This window comes from Actinomadura sp. 6K520 (assembly GCF_004349245.1).
Taxonomy (GTDB): Bacteria; Actinomycetota; Actinomycetes; order Streptosporangiales; family Streptosporangiaceae; genus Spirillospora.
Window position 1 is genome coordinate 1 of sequence record NZ_SMLC01000113.1, and the last position, 24278, is coordinate 24278.

A 24278-nucleotide genomic window follows, 5' to 3' on the forward strand; every position below is an offset into this window, starting at 1 on the left:
GTGTTCCACCTCCGCCGCAGCCAAGACGTGGTACAAACAGTTGGCAGCGGGTCTTTACCGACCCGGGGCAACCCTTCCCACCGGCTAAGTCGAATTCATCACCACCCGTCCTGCGGCCGGCACTCATACCGGGACTGGCCATTCTGGCCGCCACCATGGCGGCAACGGCCGGAATCGTCACCGCAATCCTCATCGGCAACGCCCCCACGATATTCGCCCCGATCGTGGGCGCCCCGTTCGCCGCACTGATCATCCTTGCGATCGCCGCCCTCCTCCGCGCCCGCATCACCCTGACGCCACAAGAAATCATCGCGCAAGGCTTGTTCACCCGAAAGCGCCGCCCCCGCTCCCAAGTCACGAAGATAATCCGCGCGACGATCATCGCCCCCCGCGGATCCAGTGAAAGCCTGTTCTTCCTGGGCCCCCAACGCGACCTGCTGCTCAGAGTCTCCAGCGCCACTTACGGCCCCGAGGACATAAACCGCCTGATAACCACCCTCGACGTCCCCTGCACCCATCTGAACACCCCCATCACCGCCAAGGAGTTCACAAACAGATACCCGGGCCTGCTCACCTGGGCCGAACAACACCCCTACCGCCTTGCAGCCGCAATGCTCACCCTCATGTGCGCACTTGCCTTCGCCGTAATCGCAACTGTCATCGCAGCAGCATGACGCATCGCCGGTCTCAGCACAATGACACCGCATGAGGGCTGACGGTGCAATAACCAATCCTGGTCAACAGATGTCGCATGCTGGAGGATACGCACCGGCGATCAGAACTCCACAAGGGTGCGCCATCGCCATAACTTCGACGCCCTTCCTCACCAGGAAAATGGAGCGTGTTCCACCTCCGCCGCAGCCAAGACGTGGTACAAACAGTTGGCAGCGGGTCTTTACCGACCCGGGGCAACCCTTCCCACCGGCTAAGTCGAATTCATCACCACCTACGGGTCCTGCGAGTTCGGAAGCGTCTCCGGAATCGGCGAACCGAGTTCCCGGAGTACAACCCGCCGGCAACCTGGCCAGAGCGCGGCGGCTTCCTAGTACTCGTTCGCGCGAACGGCGCGCGACCCCGTGACAGACCGTTTCGCGCGGACGAGTGCCCCGGCCTGCCCGGCGCTCCAGGGGAGCGGCGCAGCCCCCTGGTTCGGTCTCGCTCAACCTCGTACCCAACCCCCAGGTGGGGCGTGCCCTAATCGTGTTGACCGCTCCGGCAGGCAGTGCTGGAGTCGGCGTGTGGACAGCATCCCCGCCAACCGGCGGTTCTGGAACCAGATCAGCCGCGCCTACCAGCACCAGCACGACCCGCAGATCGGCGCCACGCCCCGGCTGTGGGGCATGTACTCCATACCCGACGCGCACCTGCACGCCTTGGGCGACGTTACGGGCAAGCGCGTCCTCGAACTCGGCTGCGGCGGCGGCCAGTGGTCCAGGGCACTGGCCGCCGAGGGAGCCACCGTGGTCGGGCTCGACCTGTCCGAAGCTCAACTCGCCGCAGCAGCCCGCGCGATGGGAGCGGCCCGCTACCCGCTGGTGCAAGGCGCCGCCGAACTGCTCCCGTTCGCCGACGGCAGCTTCGACCTGGTGTTCTGCGACCATGGCGGGCTCAGGTGGGCACCCCCGCACCTGGCCGTCCCGCAGGCCGCCCGCGTCCTGCGCCGCGGCGGGCGCCTGGTGTTCAACGCCACCAGCCCATGGTTCGAAGCCTGTTACGACGAAGACGCCCGCCGCGTAACCAACACGCTGCACCACGACTACTTCGGGCTGAACACCATCGCCGAGGACCACGGCGCGGTCAGCTATCAACTCACCTACGGCGACTGGATCAAGACCCTGCGCGGCGCGGGCCTCATCATCGACGACCTCATCGAGCCGCGGCCCGACCCTGGAACGCTCAACGGCTACAACGAAACCGACCCGCCCGACTGGGCACACCACTGGCCAGCAGAAATGCTCTGGATAACCCACAAACCGTAACCACCCCCGCCGAGACGTAAATTTTCCGCCGCGCTCCGGCTCCGAGATACGCAGCAGGAGGTCGAGCGGGACGGGTGCGAGGACTGGCACGAAAGCGATCTGGCCTTCACGACCAGGACGGGCCGTCCGATCGAGCCGCGCAACGTGTCCGCGCTGGACGTCCATCCTCGGGTGGCGATGCAGATCCTCCGGCACAGCAAGATCAACCTGACCATGGGAGATCTACACCGAGGTTCCGACCGAGCAGACCACAGCGGCGCTCAAGCGGCTCGGGAATCACCTGCGGCAGGCCGGCGACGACAGCGACGGGGCGTCGGCGAAGCCGTACTTCGCTGCTGCACCTGTTAGCAAAGAGGCCCTCTCCGGACGCGGAGGGGGCCTATGAGCTGGGAGCCGGCGAGGGGACTTGAACCCCTAACCTTCTGTTTACAAGCAAGATCAGAGGCGTCCAGGGACGTCCCCACAGGTCTCCTGACCAGCGCCGCAACCTCCCGGACGTCCACACCTGTCCATGGTCATCCGCCCCCGTTGTTAGCACGGCCGTTAGCACGCACGCTCGTCCCGGAGGGTGCGCCCGCGCGAACGGCGAGACGGTGTGACAGACAGCTTCGCGCGGGCGTGCCCTCCGGCCCGCGGGGGGCTGGGGGCCGCGAGGCCCCCGCTTCACCCACGCCCAACCAAAGGGATGAGTCATCGGAGCATCGATCTCGAAGGATCTTTCTAGCTGTCGAGCATGTCCCAATCCTCTCCCAATACCCATCGAATCGCCGAGACTTTACCTGAGAGCATGCCCCATGCGAAATCACTTTCTACGTGCGAGAGAAGCTCATCAAGACCATACTGTTCCTCCATTCGCTTTTGTGCATTACGCATGCCGGCGACGATATCGGGCGCCCACGTTTCCGGGACAGGGGAATCATGCACAGGCTTGCGTCCATACCAAAGCTTATCGGTCAATTCTGATTCGACGGCGAGAATATCCGACACCCGTTGCAGAGTGGACGTGTGTACATCGTGGTTGAATGCCACGTCCATGTGCTTCAGAAGGAGGCGCCGAAGTTGCGGCATCTCCCATACGCGAATCCTAAAAGGTGGCCGGGTCCGTTCATAGTCCGCAATCCAATCTTTAGCGCCGTTAGTTATATACCCAGAAGCAATAAACAGTACTGTTGAGGGTCGTTCCGCCTGCGCCCATGTGATCGCACCTTGCAGAGCTTCCGGCGGCACTCCTCGTTCATAGTGCTTGCAATCTACGAACCAGGATTCCGTGTACCTGTAGCCATCCACATCGTGTCTTTCCAGGTGAGCGACGATATCGCGACCGCGATCGGAGGGTGAGGCATTTAGCGGCGTCCCCTTTCGCCAGTCGACGTTTATGAACCCGATCTCCGAGAGAAGGTCAAAGCAAAAGTCCTCGAAATCAGTTGGACTCAGCGTGTCAAAACGCACTGAACCCAGAATTGCTTCGGATGATTCCTCGGGAACGAGATTTTCCTCTGCTTCTCCGCCAGATGTGGTCATGTTGCGCCTTTCGTCGGTTGTGGACGCTGTCCGTTCGGTAGTGCGCGAGTATTGTGGTCTTTACTCTCGTTCATGGCCCGCCTTCCGCCGCCTCTCGTAGGCTTGGCGAAGTTCCGTAAGTGGAGGTAGTTTCCTTCGGTTCCTCCGCTGCTTAGGCGGTACAGGCGGCCCGGCGTAGTCATGCAGGTATCCGATCGCGCGGAAAAGCGTCGAAATCTGATCGCCAAGAAGACCCAATCCGCTATTGCATGGCCCACAAATAAGCCCGCGCAACCTGCCAGTCTTGTGATCATGGTCCATGACGAGTTCGGTTTCGCGCATGCAGATTTGACATAGCCCATTGGCCTTTTTCTTAAGGTCATCAAGTTCTTTCGGCGTAAGGCCGAACTTGCGGATTCTAGCTGTCTTGCCCCATAGGTATTCCCATTTCTCCGGGTCCTTCTCCTTCATGATGTGGTAGTAGGAGGCGTTCGCTTTGCGACGCTCGGGGTCCAGAGCACGTTGACGGCGGCGTGCGTTGGCGCAGTCTCGACAGACCTTGCGAGGTCGCTCGTAGTGAGTTCCGTCCTTGCGGACGCGGCGCTCCGGCAGATAGAAGCGATCAAGCGTCTTCGTCTGGCCGCACTTTGAACAGACTCGCGTCTTTTCCATGATCAGCTCCATCAGTCGTCTGCCGAAAGGATAGAAGGAGCCGCCGACACTTGCGGCGGCTCTGCTTCAGTGATCGAGTGAGGTCGGCGGTTGGCCGAAACGGCGCGGCGGGACCGGACCGGAGAGGCCGCACGCCCGGCGCGCCGGGGCGGGCGGCCGCCGGCGACGCGTAGCGGCGCCCTTGAAGACGTAGAGAAAGTCCTCATCCAGCGGATTGCCGACCCGGCTGACCTGCGGTTTTAGGTGCCCTGGCCTCCGACGATGGGGCCTTCGGGCCAGAGTGCGGTGAGATCACTCGGGGTGAGTGGGTCTCGGTAGGCGGCCTGTAGAACGGTCGTCCTTGTGGGCTGGTCGGCCTGGGCGAGGTTGGCGAACCAGTCGAGTCCGGCGGGGTAGGCCCATTGGTAGGAGCGGAGTTGGGGGTTGGCTCCTCGGTCGGTGAGCAGGTCGGCTATGGCTGCTTCGGTGATCCAGGGCATGCGGAAGGTGGCATGGTCGGCCAGTTCGGCGATGCTGGCGCCCTGGTTGAGGGCTATGTGCAGCTCGGCGCGGACGAGTTGGTTGTAGTGGTCGAACCTGGTGCGGGTGACCAGTAGCTCGTCATCGGGTGCGACGAACAGAGGGAGCGCCTGGGCCAGTCCTTCGAGCAGGACTTGTTGGGGGGCGTGTACCGACATCAGGCGTACCCAGGGGACGTCTTCGGCTGCGGCTCGGGCTGACCAGCTCGCACCCTGTAGGCCGTGGCCAAGGACTTCGTGTAGGGCGAACTGGCGGGCGGCCACCTTGGTAAAGCTCGCGCGGCGCAGGTTGAGGCGCAGTCTGATGCGGTCGCCGGCCCCGTCCAGCCAGTACGCCCAGTAGGCGTCTACCTCGGTCATCTCGACGTTCAACTCGAACGGGGCACTGCTGCCGGTGACCTGGCGTACGGGGGTCTCGTAGTCGGCGGCGGCCTGGCGGATCGCGTCGGGGGCGTCGTCGGTTTCGATGGGACCTTCGACGGCGTTGAGATCGCGAACGGTGTCGGGCCCCCACTGGATGCCTAGGGCTGCGAGTGCTTGGCGGGCCTGGTCGCCTCGGTGGGTGATGTAGCCGTCCTGCCATCCGGCGGCGGGGCATCCCTGGGTGGCCTGGACGTAGTCGTTCAGGGGTGGGTGTTGGCCCAGGAGGGCGCCGAGGTAGGCCAGGTCAGCGTCTAGGCGGGTGGTGAGTCGGTCGGCTCCGGCCTCGTCGGCGTGGGCGCGCAGCTCGGTCAGGCGCCGGTGGACGGCTAGGCGGTTGGCGGCCGGTTCGGTGTCGGTGGTGGTCGGGGCGCAGTCGAAGTCGATGACGGCGACCGATCCGCGGCCGGTCTCGTAGGCGTGCCAGGCTCGTAGCGTCGCCTCGATCTCGTCACGCAGGTTCACGGATCGGCTCCCAGCGCAGCGTCACGGCCTGGTTGGGGCGCAGGTGGTCACGGGTCAAGGACATGACGGCGTCCTTGCCTTCGATGTCCCAAATGAGGCTATCGGTGGCGGAGTTCTCCGAGCCGTCTGGGTGTTCCTCGGTGGCGGTGCATCCGCCGAGGTCGATGTGGTGTTGGCGGACGTTGATCTCGTAGTGGCGGCAGTAGCGGGGCATCGATTCGCGCCAGTAGTGGTTCAGGTCGAACTTCCCGCCCTCGCAGACGTATCCGACGCGTGCCCACTCCCCCGGCCGTAGCGGTGGCGAGATCTGAAAGGCGAACTTTGACAGGTTCGTCGTGTCGTGCATGCGCTGGATGGCGACGCGCCGGTCAATGTCGGGGATGGGCTTGATGACCAGCGGGCCAGTGGTGTGCTCGAACCACACTTCGCGGGTCATGCGGGCCTGCGGTTTGTCGCTGAGGTTGAGCATGTCGAAGCGGTATTCGAGCCGCGCGGCGCCGTCTTCTGCGATGTCGAGACCGATGGTCTTGGACAGCTCGACGACGTGACCGGACAGACCCGCCAACTCGGTGACGTCGGCGTCGTTCAAGCGGCGTTCGCGCTGGAGCTGGAGGAGTCGGCGGCCAAGCTCCTGGGCGTGATCACTGGCGGGGCTCCGTGCGCCTGAGAGCCGGGCCTTGGCGGCCGGGATGGTCCTGGACGTGGTGCCCCAACTGATCTCGCCGGACTGCGGGGTGTCGACGCTGTGCTCGATGGTCGTGAGCAGATCGGCCACGTCGGCGGCCATCGGCTCATCCGGGTTGCTCGATGGCTGGTTGGACTCCTCCGGCGGGCACAGTTCGAAGAGTTGTTCCGCCGTCCAGCCCGGAAGCATCGTCTCCAGCACGCGGCAGTGATGCGGGTACGGGAGTCCTTTGAGTTCACCGCTCAACCAGCGGTGGAACTGCGCCCGACTCGGCCAACTGCCGACAAGTCCCAGGTCAATACCTTTGGCCGCTCTGTCGTACTCGGTACAAAACGTCTGGTACGTCTGCCAATGCTTCTCGCGCAGCAGCACCTTGAGCCGCACAGGGGGATTCGCCATCTCTAGCCTTTCGACGGCTGGAACGTAACACAGACGAGCATCAGACGAGACAAGACGAGAACGATCCGTCCTGGATGCGATACAGGCGGTAATGCGATGTGACGTGTCTCCCGGCCACCTTGGGATTGTGGATACCGACATCACTCCCGAGATCGAACTGTTGGCGGGGCTGCGCGCTGAGCTGACCGAATACGAGATCCGGTCCGAGGTCCGCGAGTACGTTTCGGGGCTGGCCGTTTTCACCGACGTGCGCGGCGTCTTCCTCTGGGTCTTCGTCAGCTACTCCGGGCGGTACTTCTCGTGGGACCGCGCCGACCGTCAGCACCCGGTCAACGACGTTCCCGGCGCGGCTCGCCGGATCGCTGAGCAGGCCCGTCCGGGCGGGGCCGAGGTGATGACGTCATGAACGGGCACAACGGCATGGATACCTCGGCGCTGATCCGGCGCCTTGAAGGCGACCTGGAAACCGACTTCCCCTGCTGGCTGATCTCGCGTGAGCACTCCGGCCGGTGGGTGGCCGTCCGCCCGGCGTGGGGCGCCCTGTACGGGCAGAGCGCGGTAGAACTGCGCGAACGGCTCGGCCGGTTCACCAGTCGGGGGGACGTGCGATGACCGGCGACCAGTGGACGCCCACGACTGCCTCGGTCGTCCAGATCCCTGCAAGGCACTCGAAGACCAGAAAGAGGGCGGTCGGGCTGACCGAGGAAGAGCGTCAGATCCTGCTCACGGAAATCGCCGAGATCACCGCTGAGCTTGATGAGCTGCAAACGCGCACACAAGACATCGCGGCTCGGGTGCACCGGGCCGAATCGTCACCAGCTCGCGAAGCAGGGGCGGCATGATGGCTGCGCCTCGGGTGAGACTGCCGGACGGGGTCGACGGCTGGCCGGTCACGCGGGAGATACAGCGCGAGTTCCCCGGCGTGTGCGCCTGGTACGGCTCGGCCACCGGTTCATGGTGGGCGATGGTGACGCTTCCCGGCCGGGCTCGGCTGCTGGAGGCGGTCAACCCGGTAGAGCTTCGAAAGGCCATTGCGAACGCGTGGGGGTGGCCGTGGCCGAGGTGAACGACGCTGACGGCTCCGCGCACGTTCCGGGACATGAGGGCATCACGTTGTGGTGCCCTCTGTCCTGTCTGGGGCTGCGGACGGTCGGGGATCTGGTGCGGCTGCTCGTCGAGACCGGGCGGACGGCGGCCAGTCAGCCGCACTCTTCCCCGATGCCGACCGACGGTCCGCATGAACATGAGCGGGTCACCTTCGAGTGCCCGGTTACCTGCCTGGGGCTGTCCCGGCATGTGCTCCACGCCTTGAGCGCGCGGGGCGACGCGCCGACCGTAGGCGAGGTGCTGCGGATGCTGGAAAGCGGCAAGTTGGGAGACGTTCGGAACATCGGCCGCCGGCGGACCGGCGAGATCCGTACGGCCTTGATCGCTGCGGGCTTCTCGGCCTCGCGCTACCCGTCGCTGAGGTCTGACGGGCGGCTGGGATAGCCGCTGGCCTCAAAGGTCCTTCGTCCGCTCGTCCATAGCGTCGAGCCTGGCACTGAGACGCCGGAGGTGCCCCCGGATGTCCTGGAGTTGCGCGAACAGGAGGCTGAACTCCTCGCTGCGCTCCGGCGGGGCCTCTCCGGCTTCTTGCGCGTCCGGCGTGGCGATGACGGTTGCGCCTCTGGCTCCCTGCCGGGTGGTGACCAAGCCTTCTTCGCGCAGGACGGCGATTGCGTTGCTGACGGTCATGCCGGAGACGCCGTACTGGTCGGCGAGTCTGGCGCCCGGTGGCAGGGTCTCCCCTACCGGGTACACGCCGGACGCGATGTCACGGCGCAGTTCGTCAGCGATGCGCACGTACGGCTTGCGGCGGTCTACCGGGCCTTTTCCCATGTCAGGCAGTGTACGCCTGCCCCTAGGTCTCTAGGTACCTGCAAAGAATCTCGGTCTATCGCTTGACATCTCCACTTGCCTAGGTGCCTTTGTACCTAGGAACATCACTTCGAGCCCTGGAGGGGTTCATGCGCAACATCCCGGTGGACATGTCGGCGCTGACGTTCGTGTGCGTCTCGCCGCCGCGTCCCAAGCTGGTCAACCAGGACACGGGGGAGGTCAAGACCGACCGCAACGGTCAGACGGTGTTCACGGTGGGTCTGTCGGCGGCCGACCCGATGGGGCGGGTCGACCTGCTCAACGTGGCGGTGACCGGCGACCAGTCAGTGACGATCGGCGAAATCGTGGTCCCGGTCGGGCTGGTCGCGTTCCCGTGGGAAGCGGTCCTCGGGGGTGAGAAGCGGTGGGGTGTGGCGTTCCGCGCCGATCGCATCGCGCCCGTCTCCTCGGTGGCTGGTCCCGCTGACCCGTCCTCCTCGTCGTCGGGCCCGTCGGGGTCGGCTGCGGCGGACGTGGCCTGAACGGCGGTCTGGTCATGAGTGATCTGCTCCTGGTGCTCGGGGTCCTGGCCGCTGCGGCGGCCGGGCTCTGGGCCTGGCGCCGGTACCACCCGGTGTCGTTCTGGTACGGCGTCGCCTTCCCTGCACGGGCGGTGCTGGTGTACCTGACGTGGACTCACGTCGCCTCCGGCTGCAAGCTCACCCGCAACCGGCGCCGGTACCGCCTCACCCTCGACGCCATCCCGGTCATGGGCCCGGCGTCCCGCTCGGCCGCGACCGTGGTCGAGCACAAGCGGCGGGTGCGCCGCGTCGACGTCGAGCACTCTCCCCGCCTCGGGCTGCTGCGGCCGACCCGGCTCGGCTGGCGCATGCGGCTGCGCCTGCATGACGGGCAAGTCCCCGCCGACTACGAGAAGGCGGCGGAGGGCATCGCGCACGCCTGGCGGGTGCACGCCGTGCGGGTGGTCGACGTCCGGCCCGGTTACGTGACGCTGTGGGCGACCATGCGTGACCCGCTGGTCGATGTCGTGGCCGAACCGGAAACCGGTGACCTGCTCACGGTGCGTCCCGGCAAGCTGGAGAACGGGCATGACTGGGTGATCGACTTCCGCGTGGTGCCGCACTGGCTTCTTGCCGGGGCGACACAGTCCGGCAAGTCCAACCTGGCCAACGCCCTGCTCAAGGGCCTGGCACCGCAACCGGTCGCCCTCGTCGGGTTCGACCTCAAGGGCGGCGTCGAGTTCACCCCCTACGCCCCGCGCCTGTCGGCGCTGGCCACGACCCGCAAAGAGTCCGTCGACCTGCTCTCTGACCTCGTCGGCGAGGTAGAGAACCGCATGGCCACGTGCCGTGCGCACGGTGCCCGCAACGTCTGGACGCTCCCTGAGCACCTGCGGCCGGTCCCCGTCGTGGTCCTGGTGGACGAGGTCGCCGAACTGTTCCTGATGGCCGACAAGTCCGAGAAAGAGGAGGTCGCCAAGACGGCTACGGCGCTGCTGCGGGTCGCGCAGCTCGGCCGCGCGTTCGCGGTGCACCTGATCGTGTGCGGGCAGCGCATCGGCTCCGACCTGGGACCCGGCGTCACCGCGCTGCGCGCCCAACTGTCGGGGCGGGTGTGCCACCACGTCAACGACCCGGAGACGGCGAACATGACCCTCGGCGACCTCGACCCGGCGGCCCTGGACGCAGCCCGCGCCATCCCCGCCGAGACGCCGGGGGTGTGCGTGGTCGCCGGACAAGACGGCTCCTGGCACCGCGCCCGGTCGGTGTACGTCTCCGAACGCTCCACCGAACAAGCCGCCCGCGACCACGCCCACCTCACCCCCGACTGGGACGCACTGATCGGCTCAGTCCCGGCGACTCGGCCGGACTGGCCTGAGGCCGCATAGCGGCCCTCCTCCTCCCTCACCCTTCGGCTCGGCGTGAGCCCTGATCGCGCCATGTCCCTACCCGTCCCATGCCCGAAACCGGCCCTGGAGGCTATCTCATGCGTGACCGCGTCCGCTCCCCGCGCCCTCGTCCGCGTCCCCGTCCTCGCTTCATCGCCGTCCCGTCCCGCCCGTCCGGCCCGTCCTCGCCGTCGTCCTCGGGTCCGTCCCGGTCACCGGGGGTGTCGTCCTGGGCGGTGTGGCCGGTCGGTGTCGAGTGGGACGAATCCCGCTCCCTGCACATCGGCCGGTGCCAGCGCTGCGCCGACTCCTTCGCCTCGTCCCGTCCCGGCGAGGTGGACGACTGGACCGACACACACCGCTGCGACCCCGATCTGGCCGCGCTGCTCGCCCTCGCCGACACCCGGCGGGCCGCATGAGCCGCCGCGTGCTCAGTGCGGTAGCCGACTCCGGGCCGGTCGTCGTCCTGGCGGGGATCGCCGCGGCGGGCTCGTTCACCCACATCCGCGACACCGCCACCGAACACGGCCAGCACGGCTGGATGGCCTGGGCCATCGCCGTGTGCATCGACCTCACCTGCGTCATGGCCGCCGGAGAACGCCAGCGAGACAAGAACACCGGACGCGAAACCGCGCGGCTGTCGTGGCCCACCCTCGTCCTGGTCGGCGGCGTCCTGCTCTCGCTGGCCGCGAACCTGGCACAGGCCGATCCGTCGGTGTGGGGGTGGATCACCGCGGGGACTCCGGCGGGCGCGTTCCTGGTCGCAGTCTCGATGCTGGAACGCCGCAAGGCCGGCCCCCGCGCGGTGGCGGCTCGGCCCTCGTCCGCACCGGTCGACGACAGGTTGCCCGTCCCGGACTCCTTCGGTCGCCCCTCCCCGTCCTCGGCATCGCCTTCGTCCCCGTGGGTGGTCTGGGAACGCCCCACAACTCCCGCTGCCGCCGCGTCCGTCCAGAACGACCACGGCGACCGGGAGCAGGCCGAGGACGAGCAGGAGCAGGCCGGTGACGAGCAGGACGGCCAAACCGCCATCCCCGTCCCCGCCGATCATCCCGCCTCGACCCCGTCCGCATCGTCGCCCGCACCGTCCTCGTCGGGTCCGGCGGGGCCGCTGGTCGAGTTCGCGCGCCGCGTCGCCACCGAACACCACACCCAGCACGGGCGGCCGATCACCCGAGACGCGCTCCGCGCCCGGCTCGGCATCTCCAACCAGCTCGCCTCCGACCTGCTCCGCCAACTCCGCACCGAACACAACGGCGCCGAACACCACAGCCACGAGACCGCGCCCGTCGCCTGACAGGAGACACCCGCCATGACCCGCACCAACCCGACCAACGAGATCAACGAGATCAACGAGATCAACGAGATCAACGAGATCAACGAGATCAACGAGATCAACGAGATCAACGAGATCAACGAGATCAACGAGAACGCTCCGGCGGGCCCGGTGGTGCCCGGTGACCTGTTCGCCCGCCACCAGGTCATCACCGGCCTGCGCGAACTGGCCGACTTCCTAGAGGCCAACCCCGGCGTCCCGGTCCCCGAGTACGGCGACACCTTCGACGTCTTCGCCCGCCAAGGCGACGACACCCGATCGGCCGCGCTGGTCGACCACGTCGCCGCGCTCCTGAACGTCCCCGTCAACGATGACCGCCCCCAGGGGGGCCACTACAAGGCGTCCAGGTCCTTCGGCCGCATGGCCTACCGCATCGTCCACATCCCCGACCGGCGCCGCCGCGAACACGAAGCGGCAAGGAGCTACAGCGACAACATCCGCCTCGACACCGACCCGGACAACGGCGACCAGGACGCCAGCGAGGGCACCGGGCGGGCGGCCTGATGACCACCGGCCACACCGCCCCGGCACCGCCTCCGATCGCCGTCGGCGTCCCGGTCTGCGGGCTCGTCGTGGGCTGGGCGTGCGGCACCTGCGGCGGGGGCGGGATCGCCTCCGACGGGTCCACCTGCCCCGACTGCAACGGCCACGGCCACACCTGACAGGAGGCACCTTCGATGTTCCTGCGCCGCTGCGCCTTCATCGCCTTCTGGGCCGTGCTGGGCCTGTTCCTGGTGCGCCGACCCGAACAAGCCGCACACGCAGTCCGCGCCCTCATCGGCGGCCTCGCACTGGTCGCTGACGCGCTGGCCCGGTTCACCACCGCCTTCTAGATCCCCGGCGTGGCCGCAGTCGCCGGCAAGCACACACGGCCACGCCGGCCCCATCCCCGCCACCGCACTCACATGGATAGGGAGACCCGTTCATCGTGCCTCACCCGGCCCCTGCCCCGCTCGTCACCGAGGTAGCCGCCCGCGACATGGCCGCCCGATACAACCGCGCCGACTTCCGCGCCTGGGCACGACGTGCCCACACCACCGGAGGATGCTCACAACCCGTCCACCTGCGCGGCCGTGTCACCCACCTGGACCCGCTGACCGGCAAGATCCTGCACCACTACTCCACAGCCCAAGAGCCGGGCGGGGCGCTGCGGGTGGCGTGCAAGACCCGGCGGGCCTCGCGCTGCCCGTCCTGCGCCGAGACCTACCGCGCCGACACCTACCAACTCGTCCGCGCCGGACTCGTCGGCGGCAAAGGCGTCCCCGCCACCGTGAGCACCCACCCGGCGGCGTTCGTCACCCTCACCGCGCCCTCCTTCGGCCCGGTGCACACCCGCCGCACCGGCAAGAGCGGCGGCGTCGTCTCCTGCCGCCCCCGGCGCGGCGGCGGGACCTGCCCACACGGGCAGCCGGTCTCCTGCACCGTCCGGCACGGCGACGGGGACCCCCGGCTCGGGCAACCGATCTGCCCGGACTGCTTCGACTACCCCGGGGCCGTGCTGTGGAACGCACACGCCCCCGAACTATGGCGCCGCTTCACCCTCGCCTTCCGCCGCTACATCGCCCGATCGGCCGGGCTACGGGTCGCCGACCTGCGCGAAGTCCTGACCGTGTCGTTCGCCAAAGTCGCCGAATACCAGCGGCGCGGCCTGGTCCACTTCCACGCCGTCATCCGCCTCGACGGACCCGACGGCCCCGACAACGCTCCGCCCGCCTGGGCCACCCTCGACCTGCTCGAAGCGGCCGTCGACCATGCGGCCGGGGCGGTCACGGTCTCGACCCCGGCGGCAGCAGATGTCCCGGCAAAAGAGCACGTGTGGGGCTCCCAGACCGACATACGCCCGATCACCACCACGGGGGAACTAACCGATACAGCGGTGGCTGGCTACATCGCCAAATACGCCACCAAGGCAGCCGAATGCGTCGGCACCCTCGACCGCCGTATCCGCCCCACCGACGACGTAGCCGACCTGCCCGTATCGGGACACGCGCGGCGACTCATCGCCGAATGCCTCCGCCTGGGCGCCATCGAGGAATACGCGGGCCTGCGGCTGACCGAATGGGCACACATGCTCGGCTTCCGCGGCCACTTCTCCACCAAATCCCGCCACTACTCGACCACCCTCGGCCGCCTCCGCACCGACCGCATCGAACACAACCGCGCACAACACGACGAGATCACCACGGGGCGGCTCCCGCTAACCCCAGATGACGAAGTCCTGGTGATCGCCCACTGGCGCTACCTCGGACAAGGCATGACCCCCGGCGAAGCACTGCTCACCGCCGCCCTCACCGGAAAGCCACTCCCCTCGCTCACCACCGACCAACGGAGTTCCGCGTGCCCAAGCTCCTGCTGACCGTCCCCGAAGCGGCCAAAGCCCTGGCCATCTCCCGCAGCAAGCTCTACGAACTCCTCGCCTCCGGCGCCGTCCGCTCCATCCGCATCGACGGTTCCCGCCGCATCCCGCTCAACGCCCTCAACGACTACGTCAACGCCCTCATGGACACCGAAGAGGCCGCCTGATGACCGACTCCGCCAGCTCGGACAACCCGCGCAAGCCCTCCAAGGACAAGCCCGCCAAGAACCGGCCCAAGCTGCGGGACGGCGTCATGAAGCGCGGCAACACCTGGTACTACGTCATCCGCGTCACCGACCCCGAAACCGGCATCTCCAAACCCAAGTGGGTCGGCGGACACCGCACCGAGGACGACGCTAAAGAAGCCCGCGACGAAGCACGCGTCAAGGCCCGGCGCGGCGAGTACATCGACCGCAACGCCATCACCGTTGCCGAGTACCTCGACGAATGGCTCGACGCGCACGCCGTCGAGATCAAGCCCAAGACCCTCGCCGACTACCGCCACCTGATCGAACGCCACGTCAAGCCCAACATCGGCGGCCTGCGCCTCCAAGGCGTCCGGCCCGGCCAGATCACCAAGCTCTACCGCGACCTCGTCACCACCGGCGGGCGGCGCGGTACCGGGCTCTCACCTCGCACCGTCGGACACGTGCACTCGGTGCTCCGCAAGGCGTTCGGTGACGCGGTTCGGGTAGATGAGCTGATCCCGTCGAACCCTACGGAGCGCGCTAAGCGGCCTCGGCTTCACCGTGGAGAGCCTGGGAAGGTCTGGACGACTGCGCAGCTTCGGGCCTTCCTCGACGTGGCCAAGGGTCACCGGCTGTTCGCCTTCTACCGCCTGGCGGCCTACAGCGGCGCACGGCGCGGCGAGTTGCTCAACCTGCGGTGGCGAGACGTCGACCTGGACGGCGCTTCCATCCAGATCAAGGGTTCGGCCTCGTTCATCGCCGGCGAGCGCATCGAGGGGACGACCAAGAGCGGCCGGTCGCGCGTCGTGAGTCTCGACCCCGGAACGGTCGACGTCCTCAGGGCCCATCGCAAGCGCCAGGCGGCGGACAAGCTCAAGGTCGGCGAATCCTGGAAGGGCACGGAAGACGGCTACGTGTTCACCACGGGATGGGGTGAGCCGGTCCATCCGGACACCGTTTCATCCCTCATGGCGGCGCTGATCAAAGAGCACAACGGTGGCGAGGACGTTGAGCCGCTCCCCCATGCTCGGCTTCACGACCTCCGGCACGTCCACGCGACGACTCTGCTTCTGGCGGGCGTCCCCGTCCACGTGGTGGCCGCTCGGCTCGGGCACGCTGACCCGGCCATCACGCTGAGGGTCTACGCGCACGTCGTCAATGAGCAGCTCGCCGAAGCGGCAACGATCTTCGCGGGTCGGGTCGACAGGGCGGCGTAGGAGCCGCTGTTAGCAAACCTGTTAGCAAAAAGGCCTCTTCCTTGATCGGAAGGGGCCTTTGACGTGGGAGCCGGCGAGGGGACTCGAACCCCTGACCTTCTGTTTACAAGACAGATGCTCTGCCGATTGAGCTACGCCGGCGCGGGCTCGTCCCGCATCGTAGTCGACTCGGGAAGTTTCTGGGGAGCGGGTGTCGATCCCGGGGGGCGGCGTTCGTGTAGGGGGTGAGAGGTCGGCGGTGGGCCGGCCGGTCATCCTGGGGGGCACCCATGGGGAAGCTGATCTTGGTGGAGCATCTGACGCTTGACGGGGTGATGCAGGCGCCCGGTCGTGTCGATGAGGACGTTCGGGACGGGTTCGCGCACGGTGGGTGGGCCGTTCCGGGGAACGACGAGGTCATGGCGTCCGTGCTGGGGAAGGACATGGGCGTGGCGCTGCTGTTCGGGCGGCGTACGTACGAGGACTTCCACGGGTTCTGGCCCCATCAGGACGACAATCCGTTCACGGACGTGCTGAACCGGGCCCGGAAGTACGTGGTGTCGACGACGCTGCGGGAGGCACCCTGGGAGAACTCGGTTCTCCTGAGGGACGTGGGGGACGTCGAGGGGATCGAGGAGGGGCTCACGGTGCTCGGGAGCGGGGTGCTCGCGCGGGAGCTGATGCGGCGGGGGCTCGTCGACGAGTGGCTGCTGATGGTCCATCCGTTGGTGCTGGGGACGGGCCGCAGGCTGTTCGACGGCGTCGAGGCGGGGTTGCGGCTCGTGGAGTCGGTGGTGACGACGACGGGGGTCGTGATCGCGACGTATCGGGGCAGAGAGGAAGCATGATGCTGTACGCGCTCAACATGATCCAGCCGGTGGGGGAGAAACCGCCTCCGGAGGAGCTGGAGAAGGTCATGGCGGAGCTCGCGGTGATCCGGCGGGACCTGGAGGCGCAGGAGGCGTGGGTCTTCGGGAAGCCGCTGCACGGGCCCGAGGCGAGCACGGTGGTGCGGTGCAGGGGCGAGGAGATCGTCGCGACGGACGGGCCGTGGACGGAGGGCAAGGAGTTCATCGGCGGGCTCATGATCATCCGGGTGGCGGACCTGGACGCGGCGCTGCAGGTGGCGGCCAGGTACGCGCAGGCCACGGGGCTGCCGATGGAGGTGCGGCCGTTCCAGGGCGGGGTCTGATTGACCGTTGAGAGCGTCTTCCGCGAGGAGCATGGGCGGGCGGTGTCCGTCCTGGTCCGGGTGTTCGGCGATGTCGACGTCGCCGAGGAGGCGGTGCAGGACGCGTTCGCGGAGGCGGTGCGGCGGTGGCCGGTGAGCGGGCCGCCGCCCAGTCCCGCGGGGTGGATCATCACGACGGCGCGGAACAAGGCGGTGGACCGGCTGCGCAGGGAGGCCCTGCGGGACGGCAAGCACGCGCAGGCGGCGCTGGTCAACGAGGCCGAGCCGGTCGAGGAGGGCGTCGTGCGGGACGAGCGGCTCCGGCTGATCTTCACGTGCTGCCATCCGGCGCTGTCGCTGCAGGCGCGGGTCGCGCTGACGCTGCGGCTGCTGGGCGGGCTGACGACGGCGGAGATCGCACGGGCGTTCCTGGTGCCGGAGAAGACGATGGCGCAGCGGCTCGTGCGGGCCAAGGGGAAGATCCGGGACGCGCGGATTCCGTACCGGGTGCCGGAGAAGGAGGATCTTCCGGGGCGGCTGTCCGGGGTCCTCGCGGTCATCTACCTGGTGTTCAACCAGGGGTACGGCGGCCGGGACGAGCTGGCGGCGGAGACCGTGCGGCTGGGGCGGGCGCTGGCGGAGCTGCTGCCGGACGAGCCGGAGGTGCTCGGGCTGCTGGCGTTGATGCTGCTGATCGAGTCGCGCAGGCCGGCCCGGATGGCCGGCGGGGAGCTGGTGCTGCTGGGCGACCAGGATCGCGGGCTGTGGGATCGGGCGCTGGTGGCGGAGGGGCAGGCGCTCGTCCGGCGGTGTCTGCGGGTGAACCGGCCCGGGCCGTATCAGCTCCAGGCGGCGATCAACGCGGTGCACAGCGACGCGGCGCGGGCCGCGGATACTCGGTGGGATCAGATCCTGGAGTTGTACGACCAGTTGATGGTGGTGGCGCCGACGCCGGTCGCGGCGCTCAACCGGGCCGTGGCGGTGGCCGAGGTCGAGGGGGTCGAGGCCGCGCTGGCGGTCGTGGACGAGCTGGACCTGGGCGACTACTACCTGTTCCACGCGATCCGCGCCGACCTGCTGCGGCGGCTCGGGCGGGACGCGGCCGCCGCCGCGGCTTACGACCGGGCCATCGACACCGTCGAGAACGAGGCCGAGCTGGCCTTCCTCAAGCGCCGTCGTTCGCCGCTCCCCTGAGCCGGCTGATCTCGTACAGGGCGATGCCGGCGGCGACGCCCGCGTTGAGGGACTCGGCCTGCCCGGGCATCGGGATCGTGACGAGCATGTCGCACGTCTCGGCGACCAGCCGGCCGAGGCCCTTGCCCTCCGAGCCGACGACCAGCACGAACGGCCCGGTCGCGAGTTCCAGGTCGGTGACGGTGGTGGTGCCGCCCGCGTCCAGGCCCGCGACGAAGCAGCCGGCCTTCTGGTACGCCTTGAGCTGCCGCGTGAGGTTCGTGGCCTGCGCGACGGGGACGGTGGCGAGGGTGCCGGCGGACGACTTCCACGCTCCGGCGGTGATCCCGGCGGCGCGCCGCTCCGGGACGACGACACCGGCGGCGCCGAACGCGGCCGCGGAGCGGACGATCGCGCCGAGGTTGCGCGGGTCGGTGATCCCGTCCACCGCGACGATCAGCGGCGAGGTGCCCTTGAGCAGGTCGTCGGGGTGCGCGTACCGGTACGGCCTGACCTGGAGCGCGATGCCCTGGTGGACGGCGCCGTCCGTCAGCCGGTCGAGCTCGTTCTTCCCCGTCTCCATCAGCGGGATCCGGCGGTCGGCGGCGAGCTGGATCGACTCGCGGACGCGTTCGTCGTTGCCGGACATGACGTAGAGCGCGGTGCCAGGGACGCCCGCGCGCAGCGCCTCGACGACCGGGTTGCGGCCGGTGACCAGCTCGGGGACCTCGCCGTTGGCGCGCCGTGCCCCGGCGGGGCGGCCGCGGGCGCGGTCCCTCGCCTCGGCGGCGGCCTTCGTGCGGCCGCCCGGCCCCACCGTGGGGGTGCCGGTGCGCTTGGCGTTCTTGACGGCACGGGCCTTCTGGCGCTTGCCGTGCCAGTGGCGGTCCTCGGCCTTGGGAGTGGGTCCCTTGCCCTTGCGCTTGGCCATCTTCTCGGTACGCCCCTCGCGACGGTTGCGGCTCGCCCCCGTGTGGGCGGCGCGGATTTCAGGCGGGACTGCGAACCCCCGCGAACATTCGATTTTATCCCCGCGGGGAACCGGGTCGGGTCAGTCGCGCTTCAGCTCCCAGCGGGGGCCCTGCGGGGTGTCCTCGACGAGGATGCCCGCCTCCGCCAGGCCGTCGCGGATCGCGTCGGCGGCGGCGTAGTCCTTGCGGGCGCGGGCGGCCTGCCGCTGCTCCAGCGCGACGGAGACGAGGGCGTCCACGACGGGGCGCAGGTCCTCCTCGCCGGTGCGGCGCCACTGCGGCGACAGCGGGTCGATGCCGAGGACGTCCGCCATCGCCCGGACGTCCGCGAGGTGCGCGCGCACCGCGTCGCGGTCGCCGGACGCGAGCGCGGCGTTCCCCTCCCGGACGGTCTCGTGCAGCGCGGCCAGCGCCTGCGGGACGCCCAGGTCGTCGTTCATGGCGTCGGCGAAGCCGCCGGGCACGGCGCCGGGCTCGACGTCGCCCGCGAGTTCGGACGCCCGCGTCACGAACCCCTCGATCCGCTGGTAGGCGGAGACGGCCTCGGTGAGGGCCGCGTCGGTGTAGTCCATCAGCGACCGGTAGTGGGCCGAGACCAGGTAGTACCGCACCTCGACGGGACGGGCCCTGCCCAGCAGGTCGGTGAGCAGCACGACGTTGCCGACCGACTTGCTCATCTTCTCGCCGTCGACGGTGAGGAGCCCGTTGTGCAGCCAGTAGCGGGCGAAGCCGTCCCCGGCGGCGCGGGACTGGGCGATCTCGTTCTCGTGGTGCGGGAAGATCAGGTCGACGCCGCCGCCGTGGATGTCGAAGGTGGGGCCGAGGTACTTGGTCGCCATGGCCGAGCATTCGAGGTGCCAGCCGGGACGTCCGGGGCCCCAGGGCGTCTCCCACGCGGGCTCGCCCGGTTTGGCGCCCTTCCAGAGCGCGAAGTCGCGCGGGTCGCGCTTCGCCGCCTCGTTGGGGGTGTCCCCGGCGGACCGCATGTTCTCCAGCCGCTGGTTCGACAGCGAGCCGTACTCGTCGGCCCACGACTTGACGTCGAAGTACACGTCGCCGCCCGCGGCGTACGCGTGGCCGTTCTCGATCAGCCGCCGCATCAGGACGATCATCTCGGGGACGTGCCCGGTGGCGCGCGGCTCGATCGTCGGCGGCAGGCAGCCGAGCGTGTCGTAGCCCTGCGAGAAGACCCGCTGGTTGCCCTCGGCGATGGCGAACCACGGCACGCCCTGCTCCGCCGACACCGCGATGATCTTGTCGTCGATGTCGGTGACGTTGCGCGCGAACAGCACCTCGTAGCCGGACGCGCGCAGCCAGCGCAGCAGCACGTCGTAGATGACACCCGACCGCAGATGCCCGATGTGGGGTGCCGCCTGCGGGGTGGCACCGCACACGTACATCCCCACGCGGCCCTCCGCCAAGGGCTCGAACGTGCGGACGCTGCGTGTACCGGTGTCGTAAAGGCGCAAACTCACGGGCCCAGGCTATTGGATCGGCGCACGCCCGCGGGTCCTCTCGCGCCGCCCGGCCGCATGGTCCGGGGCGGCGCTACCGCGGCCGAGGGGCGTCGACCGGGGTCAGGACGTCGAGAACACCTCGTCGAGCCTGGTGGCGAACGCCTCCGCCGCCGGGCCGAAGCCGCCGTGGTCGCCGGGATACGTCTCGGCCTTCGTCCCGAGGCGCTCGGCCAGCGCGCGGGTGGCCCGGTGCGGCGGTTCCACGGCGGGTTCGCCGTCCGCGTCCCGGTCCGCATCGGCGACGCCGCCGGTCATGCGCGTTCATCGGGATTTCTCGTCTTCTTCGAGTCGGGTGGTCCTGAGGCGGGCGGCGCGGGATTCGAGGTAGCGCCGTTCGGGGAGGCTGGTGGTGCCGCGGGCGGCCTGCCGGTACGCCTCCAGGGCACCTCCCGCGTCCCCCGCCGTCTCCAGGAGGTGCGCCCGGACGGCCGCGAGGCGGTGGTGTCCGGACATGCGGGCGTCGCCGTCCAGCGTCCGCAGCAGGTCGAGACCGGCGGACGGGCCGTCCACCATCGCCAGCGCGACGGCCTCGTTCAGCGTGACCATCGGGTTCGGGGACAGGTGCGCCAGCAGCCGGTAGAGCGCGAGGACCTGCCGCCAGTCGGTGTCCTCCGGCCGGGCCGCCTCCGCGTGGACGGCGGCGATCGCGGCCTGCAGCTGGTACGGGCCGGGCGGCGACCAGGTGAGCGCCTCGGTGACCAGCGCCGTGCCCTCCTCGATCGCTTCGGCGTTCCACAGCGTCCGGTCCTGCTCGGTGAGCGGGATCAGCAGGCCGCCCGGCCCGCTCCTGGCGGCGCGGCGGGCATCGGTCAGCAGCATCAGCGCGAGCAGCCCGGTGACCTCGCCGTCGCCCGGCAGCAGCCGGCGCAGCTCCCGGGTGAGCCTGATCGCCTCGGCGACGAGGCCGGCCCGCTGCAGGTCGGGCCCGCTGGACGCGGTGTACCCCTCGTTGAAGATCAGGTACAGCACGTGCAGGACGGCGCGCAGCCGCTCGTCCCGCTCGTCCCGCGGGGGCATGCCGAACCGCGCCCCCGCGGCCTTGATCCGCTGCTTGGCCCGGCTGACGCGCTGCGCCATGGTCGGCTCGGGCACGAGGAACGCGCGGGCGATCTGCGCGGTGGTCAGCCCGCCGACGGCCCGCAGCGTCAGCGCGACCTGCGAGGGCGGCGACAGGGCCGGATGGCAGCACAGGAACAGCAGGGTCAGCGTGTCGTCGTGCTCGGCGGGACGGTCCTCGCCGGGCGCGGGCCCGTCCCGGCCGGCCGGGTCCCGGGCGAACACGGCGGCCTCGCGGTCGCGGCGGGCGCGCTCGCTGCGCCACTGGTCGGTGAGCCGCCGCGTCGCGACCGTCAGCAGCCAGCCGCGCGGGTTCTCCGGCACGCCGTCCCCGCCCGCCGGGTCCCCCGAGGTCCCCGTCCACTGGACGACGGCGGCGAGCAGGGCCTCCTGGACGGCGTCCTCGCATGCGTCGAACGCCCCGTGCCCGTGCCGCCGGACGAGCGTGCCGAGGACCTGCGGCGCGAGGGTGCGCAGCAGGTCCTCGACGCCGCGGGGCACCGGCACGGGAGCCGTCACATCTCCGTCCCGGACTGTTCCATGAGCGCCCTGACCTCCATCCGGCCGCCGAACCGGAGGTCCGGCCAGCGCGAGGCGATCTCGACGGCGCGCTCGGCCGACTCGCAGTCGACCGTGAGGTGCCCGGCGAAGTGCTCCTTGGCCTCCAGGAACGGCCCGTCGGTCACGGCGGGCTGCCCGTCCACCTCCCGGACGGTCTTGGCGGTCGACGGATCGGCCAGCGCGTCCCCGCCGACGAACTCCCCCGACTCGGTCAGCTCCTGGATGATCGCGTCGACCTCGCCGAACAGCTCGTCGCGCTCGCGCTCCGTCAGCTCCTCGACGAAACCCGGGCGGTTGTAGATCAGCAGCATGTACTTCACGTGGTCACTCCTGTTCGGATACGGGCGGCGGCCCGGACGGCCGCGTCACAGAAAGGATCGGAGCGGCGGACGCGTTCTCGACATCCCCCGCGAGAAGACTTTCAGAAATGCCGGGTCAGCTCCCTGACCTGGTGGCACAGTGCGGTGAACGCCAGTGCGTCGGGCATCTGCGCGGCCACGGTCAGCAGGCTCCCGCGGCCTCCGCGCGCGTGCACGGCCACCATGCCGTTGCCGATCGCGACATCGTCGACGGCCGCCCAGGGGAGCCGCTCGCCGTCCTTCTCGACGCCGCCGAGGTCCACGGTGAACGGGGCCAGCCGGACGGACTCCCCCGCCTTCACCGCCGCCAGGTGCCGCGGGACGAGCCGCGCCGTGACCTCCTTCGCGACGGCCAGCCCGAGCGTCCGCACGTCCGGGAGGTCGTCGGTGAGGAGCAGGACGCCGCCGTCGCTCGCGACGACCGTGAAGCGCCAGCGGGTGCGCTCGTCCGGGCCGCTCCGCACCCCGGACACGGTGACGGAGGCCAGCTCGTCCCATGCGTAGCCGGCGTCGCCGCCGGGGCCGGTGAACGAGATGCCGCCGGTGTGCAGGCACGCGACCCGGTTGCGGGTGCGCGGCCGGTCGCGCCCCACGATCCAGCCGGCGCCGCCCGCGTACCCCATGGAGAGCAGGAGCGCGGGCACCCCCGCCCACCACACACCGTCGTGCAGGTAAAGGACGGCCGCCGGGATCAGCGCAAGCGACGCGAGGCTCAGCAATAGCAGCCATGCCCGGGTGCGCCGGTCGCGGGCGCGGCCGTCGAACGTCCGGACCGGTTCACCGAGCCGGTCCTGGGGATCCGCCACCGTCGCGCGCTATCGGGCCGCGCGGGACCACATCTCGCGCATGGTCCTGCCGTCCGGCATCGTTGCCTCCCTGGCGCTGTCGACATTCGTTCCACCTTGCGCGACGCCGGGTCGCGGGTGACTCCCCCGACGTCGTTCATAAGGTACGTCTCCTCACATATCACGCGCAGCGCCGAGTGATCGTCGGTAAGTGGGAAGCCGTTGCCGTCCGGGCTGGCTAATCTCGCCTGAGGACCCTCAGGCGCCCTCCCCCGGAACGAGAGACATGCCATCTGATCGCACGCGGCCCGGCGGCCCCCGGTACACCCCCGTCCAGCGGCGGCTCCTCACCGCCCTCACCGGGCTCATTGTCGCCGCGCTGGCGGGCGGCGCCTTCGCGGTGACCTACGACGTGCTCCGCGAGCTGGCCCTCGCCGGACGCGCCGGTGCCCGCTGGGCGCCGCTGTACCCGGCGATGGCGGACACCCTCACCGTGCTGACGATGCTGTCCCTCGTGATCACCCGCAACGCCCGCTGGTGGACGCGGCTGCCGCGCTGGGCGCTGCTGCTCCTCCTCGTGGCCGGGGGCGCGGCCCTCTCCGTCCAGCACTCGGTCTGGGGGTTCGGCTCGCTGCCCGAGGACGCGGTCCGGGCGGGCGTCGCCGTCGCCCCGCACGTCATGCTGGTGATCGCGGTCTGGCTGTGGCTGACGATGTTCAAGCAGATCCGCGTCGCCCGTCCCAGCGCGGAGGAGGTCTCGCCGCCCGATACGCAGCGCGGCCACGTCAAGGTGCTCGAACCGGCGGCCCCGGAGCCACCGGCGCCGACGGACCCCGATGCCGCCGCCGAATCCGCGCCGGCCTTCCTGGACGACCCCGAGCCCGAGCCCGAGCCGCTCATCCCCTTCCCGGAACCCGAGCACGTTCCGGACGCGGCCCCGGCGTACGAAGCCGCCTCCGACGAGACGGCGCCCCAGGATCTCGTCGTCCACGACGACCTCGTCCACGACGATCTCGTCGATGACGCTCCCGCCGAGAGAGAACCGGCCGACGAAGCACCCGCCGAGGAAGCACCCGCCGAGGAAGCACCGGCCGCGCGGGAACCCGTCGCCCGCGAGGAGTTCGCGGCCGGGGGAAGCCTGTCGTCGGAGCCCGCGCCGCCGCTGGACGCCCTGCCGGAACCGCGCCCCTCCCTCGACCCGC

General features: G+C 69.4%; 31 protein-coding genes and 1 tRNA gene. 20 read left to right on the forward strand and 12 right to left on the reverse strand.

The window, feature by feature from the left end; translation table 11 throughout:
- Positions 1-674: hypothetical protein (locus E1289_RS25520; protein ID WP_207929143.1), on the forward strand; the 674-nt coding region annotated here is incomplete at its 5' end.
- Between the two features lie 564 nt (positions 675-1238).
- Positions 1239-1979: a class I SAM-dependent methyltransferase gene (locus tag E1289_RS25525; RefSeq protein ID WP_131984441.1), complete on the forward strand. Its 741-nt coding sequence runs from the start codon at positions 1239-1241 to the stop codon at positions 1977-1979.
- A 720-nt stretch (positions 1980-2699) separates the two neighbouring features.
- Here E1289_RS25525 and E1289_RS25530 read toward each other — a convergent pair.
- From E1289_RS25530 to E1289_RS25545, 4 genes are all read right to left on the reverse strand, one after another.
- Positions 2700-3500: a restriction endonuclease gene (locus E1289_RS25530; RefSeq protein WP_207929144.1), complete on the reverse strand. Its 801-nt coding sequence runs from the start codon at positions 3498-3500 to the stop codon at positions 2700-2702.
- Positions 3501-3560: 60 nt separating this feature from the next.
- Positions 3561-4163 (reverse strand): endonuclease domain-containing protein, encoded by a 603-nt coding sequence (locus E1289_RS25535; RefSeq protein WP_131984443.1) that lies wholly within the window; start codon positions 4161-4163, stop codon positions 3561-3563.
- Between the two features lie 227 nt (positions 4164-4390).
- Entirely contained in the window at positions 4391-5554 is a 1164-nt protein-coding gene (locus E1289_RS25540) for a hypothetical protein (protein WP_131984445.1), read from the reverse strand.
- Positions 5541-6623, reverse strand: coding sequence for a hypothetical protein (locus tag E1289_RS25545; RefSeq protein ID WP_131984447.1), 1083 nt, complete (start codon positions 6621-6623; stop codon positions 5541-5543). The genes E1289_RS25540 and E1289_RS25545 overlap by 14 nt, the downstream gene beginning before the upstream one ends.
- Before the next feature lie 142 nt (positions 6624-6765).
- On the opposite strand from E1289_RS25545, the gene E1289_RS25550 reads away from it, so the two are divergent.
- The 4 genes from E1289_RS25550 (at position 6766) to E1289_RS25565 (ending at position 8129) form a co-directional block, all read left to right on the forward strand.
- Positions 6766-7044 (forward strand): hypothetical protein, encoded by a 279-nt coding sequence (locus E1289_RS25550; RefSeq protein WP_131984449.1) that lies wholly within the window; start codon positions 6766-6768, stop codon positions 7042-7044.
- On the forward strand, positions 7041-7250 hold the full coding sequence (locus tag E1289_RS25555; protein WP_131984451.1) for a hypothetical protein: 210 nt from the start codon (positions 7041-7043) through the stop codon (positions 7248-7250). The genes E1289_RS25550 and E1289_RS25555 overlap by 4 nt, the downstream gene beginning before the upstream one ends.
- The gene (locus E1289_RS25560) at positions 7247-7480 is read left to right on the forward strand and encodes a hypothetical protein (RefSeq protein WP_131984453.1); all 234 of its coding nucleotides are present in this window, start codon (positions 7247-7249) and stop codon (positions 7478-7480) included. The genes E1289_RS25555 and E1289_RS25560 overlap by 4 nt, the downstream gene beginning before the upstream one ends.
- Positions 7481-7691: 211 nt before the next feature.
- A complete protein-coding gene (locus E1289_RS25565; protein WP_131984455.1) occupies positions 7692-8129 on the forward strand; it encodes a hypothetical protein in 438 nt (145 codons plus the stop codon).
- Between the two features lie 9 nt (positions 8130-8138).
- Here the strand turns inward: E1289_RS25565 and E1289_RS25570 are convergent, their stop codons facing one another.
- Positions 8139-8519, reverse strand: a complete 381-nt coding sequence (locus tag E1289_RS25570; RefSeq protein ID WP_131984457.1) for a GntR family transcriptional regulator — start codon at positions 8517-8519, stop codon at positions 8139-8141.
- Positions 8520-8647: 128 nt separating this feature from the next.
- Between E1289_RS25570 and E1289_RS38375 the strand changes: the two genes are divergently transcribed.
- The 10 genes from E1289_RS38375 (at position 8648) to E1289_RS25610 (ending at position 15504) form a co-directional block, all read left to right on the forward strand.
- Positions 8648-9040, forward strand: a complete 393-nt coding sequence (locus E1289_RS38375) for a hypothetical protein (protein WP_165970607.1) — start codon at positions 8648-8650, stop codon at positions 9038-9040.
- 14 nt (positions 9041-9054) lie between these two features.
- Positions 9055-10407 carry an FtsK/SpoIIIE domain-containing protein gene (locus tag E1289_RS25580; RefSeq protein WP_131984461.1) on the forward strand — a complete coding sequence of 451 codons (1353 nt, stop codon included), beginning with the start codon at positions 9055-9057 and terminating at the stop codon, positions 10405-10407.
- Between the two features lie 98 nt (positions 10408-10505).
- Positions 10506-10826: a hypothetical protein gene (locus E1289_RS25585; RefSeq protein WP_131984463.1), complete on the forward strand. Its 321-nt coding sequence runs from the start codon at positions 10506-10508 to the stop codon at positions 10824-10826.
- Between the two features lie 8 nt (positions 10827-10834).
- Complete coding sequence (locus E1289_RS25590; protein WP_243713135.1) at positions 10835-11704, forward strand: DUF2637 domain-containing protein; 870 nt, start codon at positions 10835-10837, stop codon at positions 11702-11704.
- Between the two features lie 15 nt (positions 11705-11719).
- Complete coding sequence (locus E1289_RS25595) at positions 11720-12247, forward strand: hypothetical protein (RefSeq protein ID WP_131984467.1); 528 nt, start codon at positions 11720-11722, stop codon at positions 12245-12247.
- Positions 12247-12405, forward strand: coding sequence for a hypothetical protein (locus tag E1289_RS38380; RefSeq protein ID WP_165970608.1), 159 nt, complete (start codon positions 12247-12249; stop codon positions 12403-12405). The genes E1289_RS25595 and E1289_RS38380 overlap by 1 nt, the downstream gene beginning before the upstream one ends.
- A 15-nt stretch (positions 12406-12420) precedes the next feature.
- Positions 12421-12576: a hypothetical protein gene (locus tag E1289_RS38385; protein ID WP_165970609.1), complete on the forward strand. Its 156-nt coding sequence runs from the start codon at positions 12421-12423 to the stop codon at positions 12574-12576.
- A gap of 95 nt (positions 12577-12671) precedes the next feature.
- Positions 12672-14099: a replication initiator gene (locus E1289_RS25600; protein WP_347813592.1), complete on the forward strand. Its 1428-nt coding sequence runs from the start codon at positions 12672-12674 to the stop codon at positions 14097-14099.
- Positions 14081-14266, forward strand: a complete 186-nt coding sequence (locus tag E1289_RS25605; RefSeq protein ID WP_131984469.1) for a helix-turn-helix domain-containing protein — start codon at positions 14081-14083, stop codon at positions 14264-14266. The genes E1289_RS25600 and E1289_RS25605 overlap by 19 nt, the downstream gene beginning before the upstream one ends.
- Before the next feature lie 86 nt (positions 14267-14352).
- Positions 14353-15504, forward strand: coding sequence for a tyrosine-type recombinase/integrase (locus E1289_RS25610; RefSeq protein ID WP_131984471.1), 1152 nt, complete (start codon positions 14353-14355; stop codon positions 15502-15504).
- Between the two features lie 68 nt (positions 15505-15572).
- Here E1289_RS25610 and E1289_RS25615 read toward each other — a convergent pair.
- Positions 15573-15645 (reverse strand) — tRNA-Thr (locus E1289_RS25615).
- Between the two features lie 128 nt (positions 15646-15773).
- Here E1289_RS25615 and E1289_RS25620 point away from each other — a divergent pair.
- Genes E1289_RS25620 through E1289_RS40195 form a run of 3 tightly spaced genes read left to right on the forward strand, consistent with a single transcriptional unit; the run spans position 15774 to position 17848 of the window.
- Positions 15774-16331, forward strand: a complete 558-nt coding sequence (locus E1289_RS25620; RefSeq protein WP_131984473.1) for a dihydrofolate reductase family protein — start codon at positions 15774-15776, stop codon at positions 16329-16331.
- Complete coding sequence (locus E1289_RS25625; protein WP_131984475.1) at positions 16328-16675, forward strand: YciI family protein; 348 nt, start codon at positions 16328-16330, stop codon at positions 16673-16675. The genes E1289_RS25620 and E1289_RS25625 overlap by 4 nt, the downstream gene beginning before the upstream one ends.
- Positions 16676-17848, forward strand: coding sequence for a sigma-70 family RNA polymerase sigma factor (locus tag E1289_RS40195; protein WP_131984477.1), 1173 nt, complete (start codon positions 16676-16678; stop codon positions 17846-17848).
- On the opposite strand, the gene rlmB is transcribed toward E1289_RS40195, so the two are convergent.
- From rlmB to E1289_RS25660, 6 genes are all read right to left on the reverse strand, one after another.
- Positions 17820-18758: a 23S rRNA (guanosine(2251)-2'-O)-methyltransferase RlmB gene (gene rlmB, locus E1289_RS25635; protein ID WP_131984479.1), complete on the reverse strand. Its 939-nt coding sequence runs from the start codon at positions 18756-18758 to the stop codon at positions 17820-17822. The two genes, E1289_RS40195 and rlmB, sit on opposite strands and share 29 nt — an antisense overlap.
- A 120-nt stretch (positions 18759-18878) precedes the next feature.
- Positions 18879-20273, reverse strand: a complete 1395-nt coding sequence (gene cysS / locus E1289_RS25640; protein WP_131984481.1) for a cysteine--tRNA ligase — start codon at positions 20271-20273, stop codon at positions 18879-18881.
- A 102-nt stretch (positions 20274-20375) separates the two neighbouring features.
- Positions 20376-20570, reverse strand: a complete 195-nt coding sequence (locus E1289_RS25645; protein ID WP_131984483.1) for a hypothetical protein — start codon at positions 20568-20570, stop codon at positions 20376-20378.
- Between the two features lie 6 nt (positions 20571-20576).
- Positions 20577-21890 carry a DUF6596 domain-containing protein gene (locus E1289_RS25650; protein WP_243713136.1) on the reverse strand — a complete coding sequence of 438 codons (1314 nt, stop codon included), beginning with the start codon at positions 21888-21890 and terminating at the stop codon, positions 20577-20579.
- Entirely contained in the window at positions 21887-22243 is a 357-nt protein-coding gene (locus E1289_RS25655) for a YciI family protein (protein ID WP_207929145.1), read from the reverse strand. The genes E1289_RS25650 and E1289_RS25655 overlap by 4 nt, the downstream gene beginning before the upstream one ends.
- 110 nt (positions 22244-22353) lie before the next feature.
- On the reverse strand, positions 22354-23097 hold the full coding sequence (locus tag E1289_RS25660; protein ID WP_131984487.1) for a DUF6585 family protein: 744 nt from the start codon (positions 23095-23097) through the stop codon (positions 22354-22356).
- Between the two features lie 265 nt (positions 23098-23362).
- Here E1289_RS25660 and E1289_RS25665 point away from each other — a divergent pair.
- A partial coding sequence (locus tag E1289_RS25665; RefSeq protein ID WP_131984489.1) for a DUF2637 domain-containing protein occupies positions 23363-24278 on the forward strand: 916 nt, incomplete at its 3' end.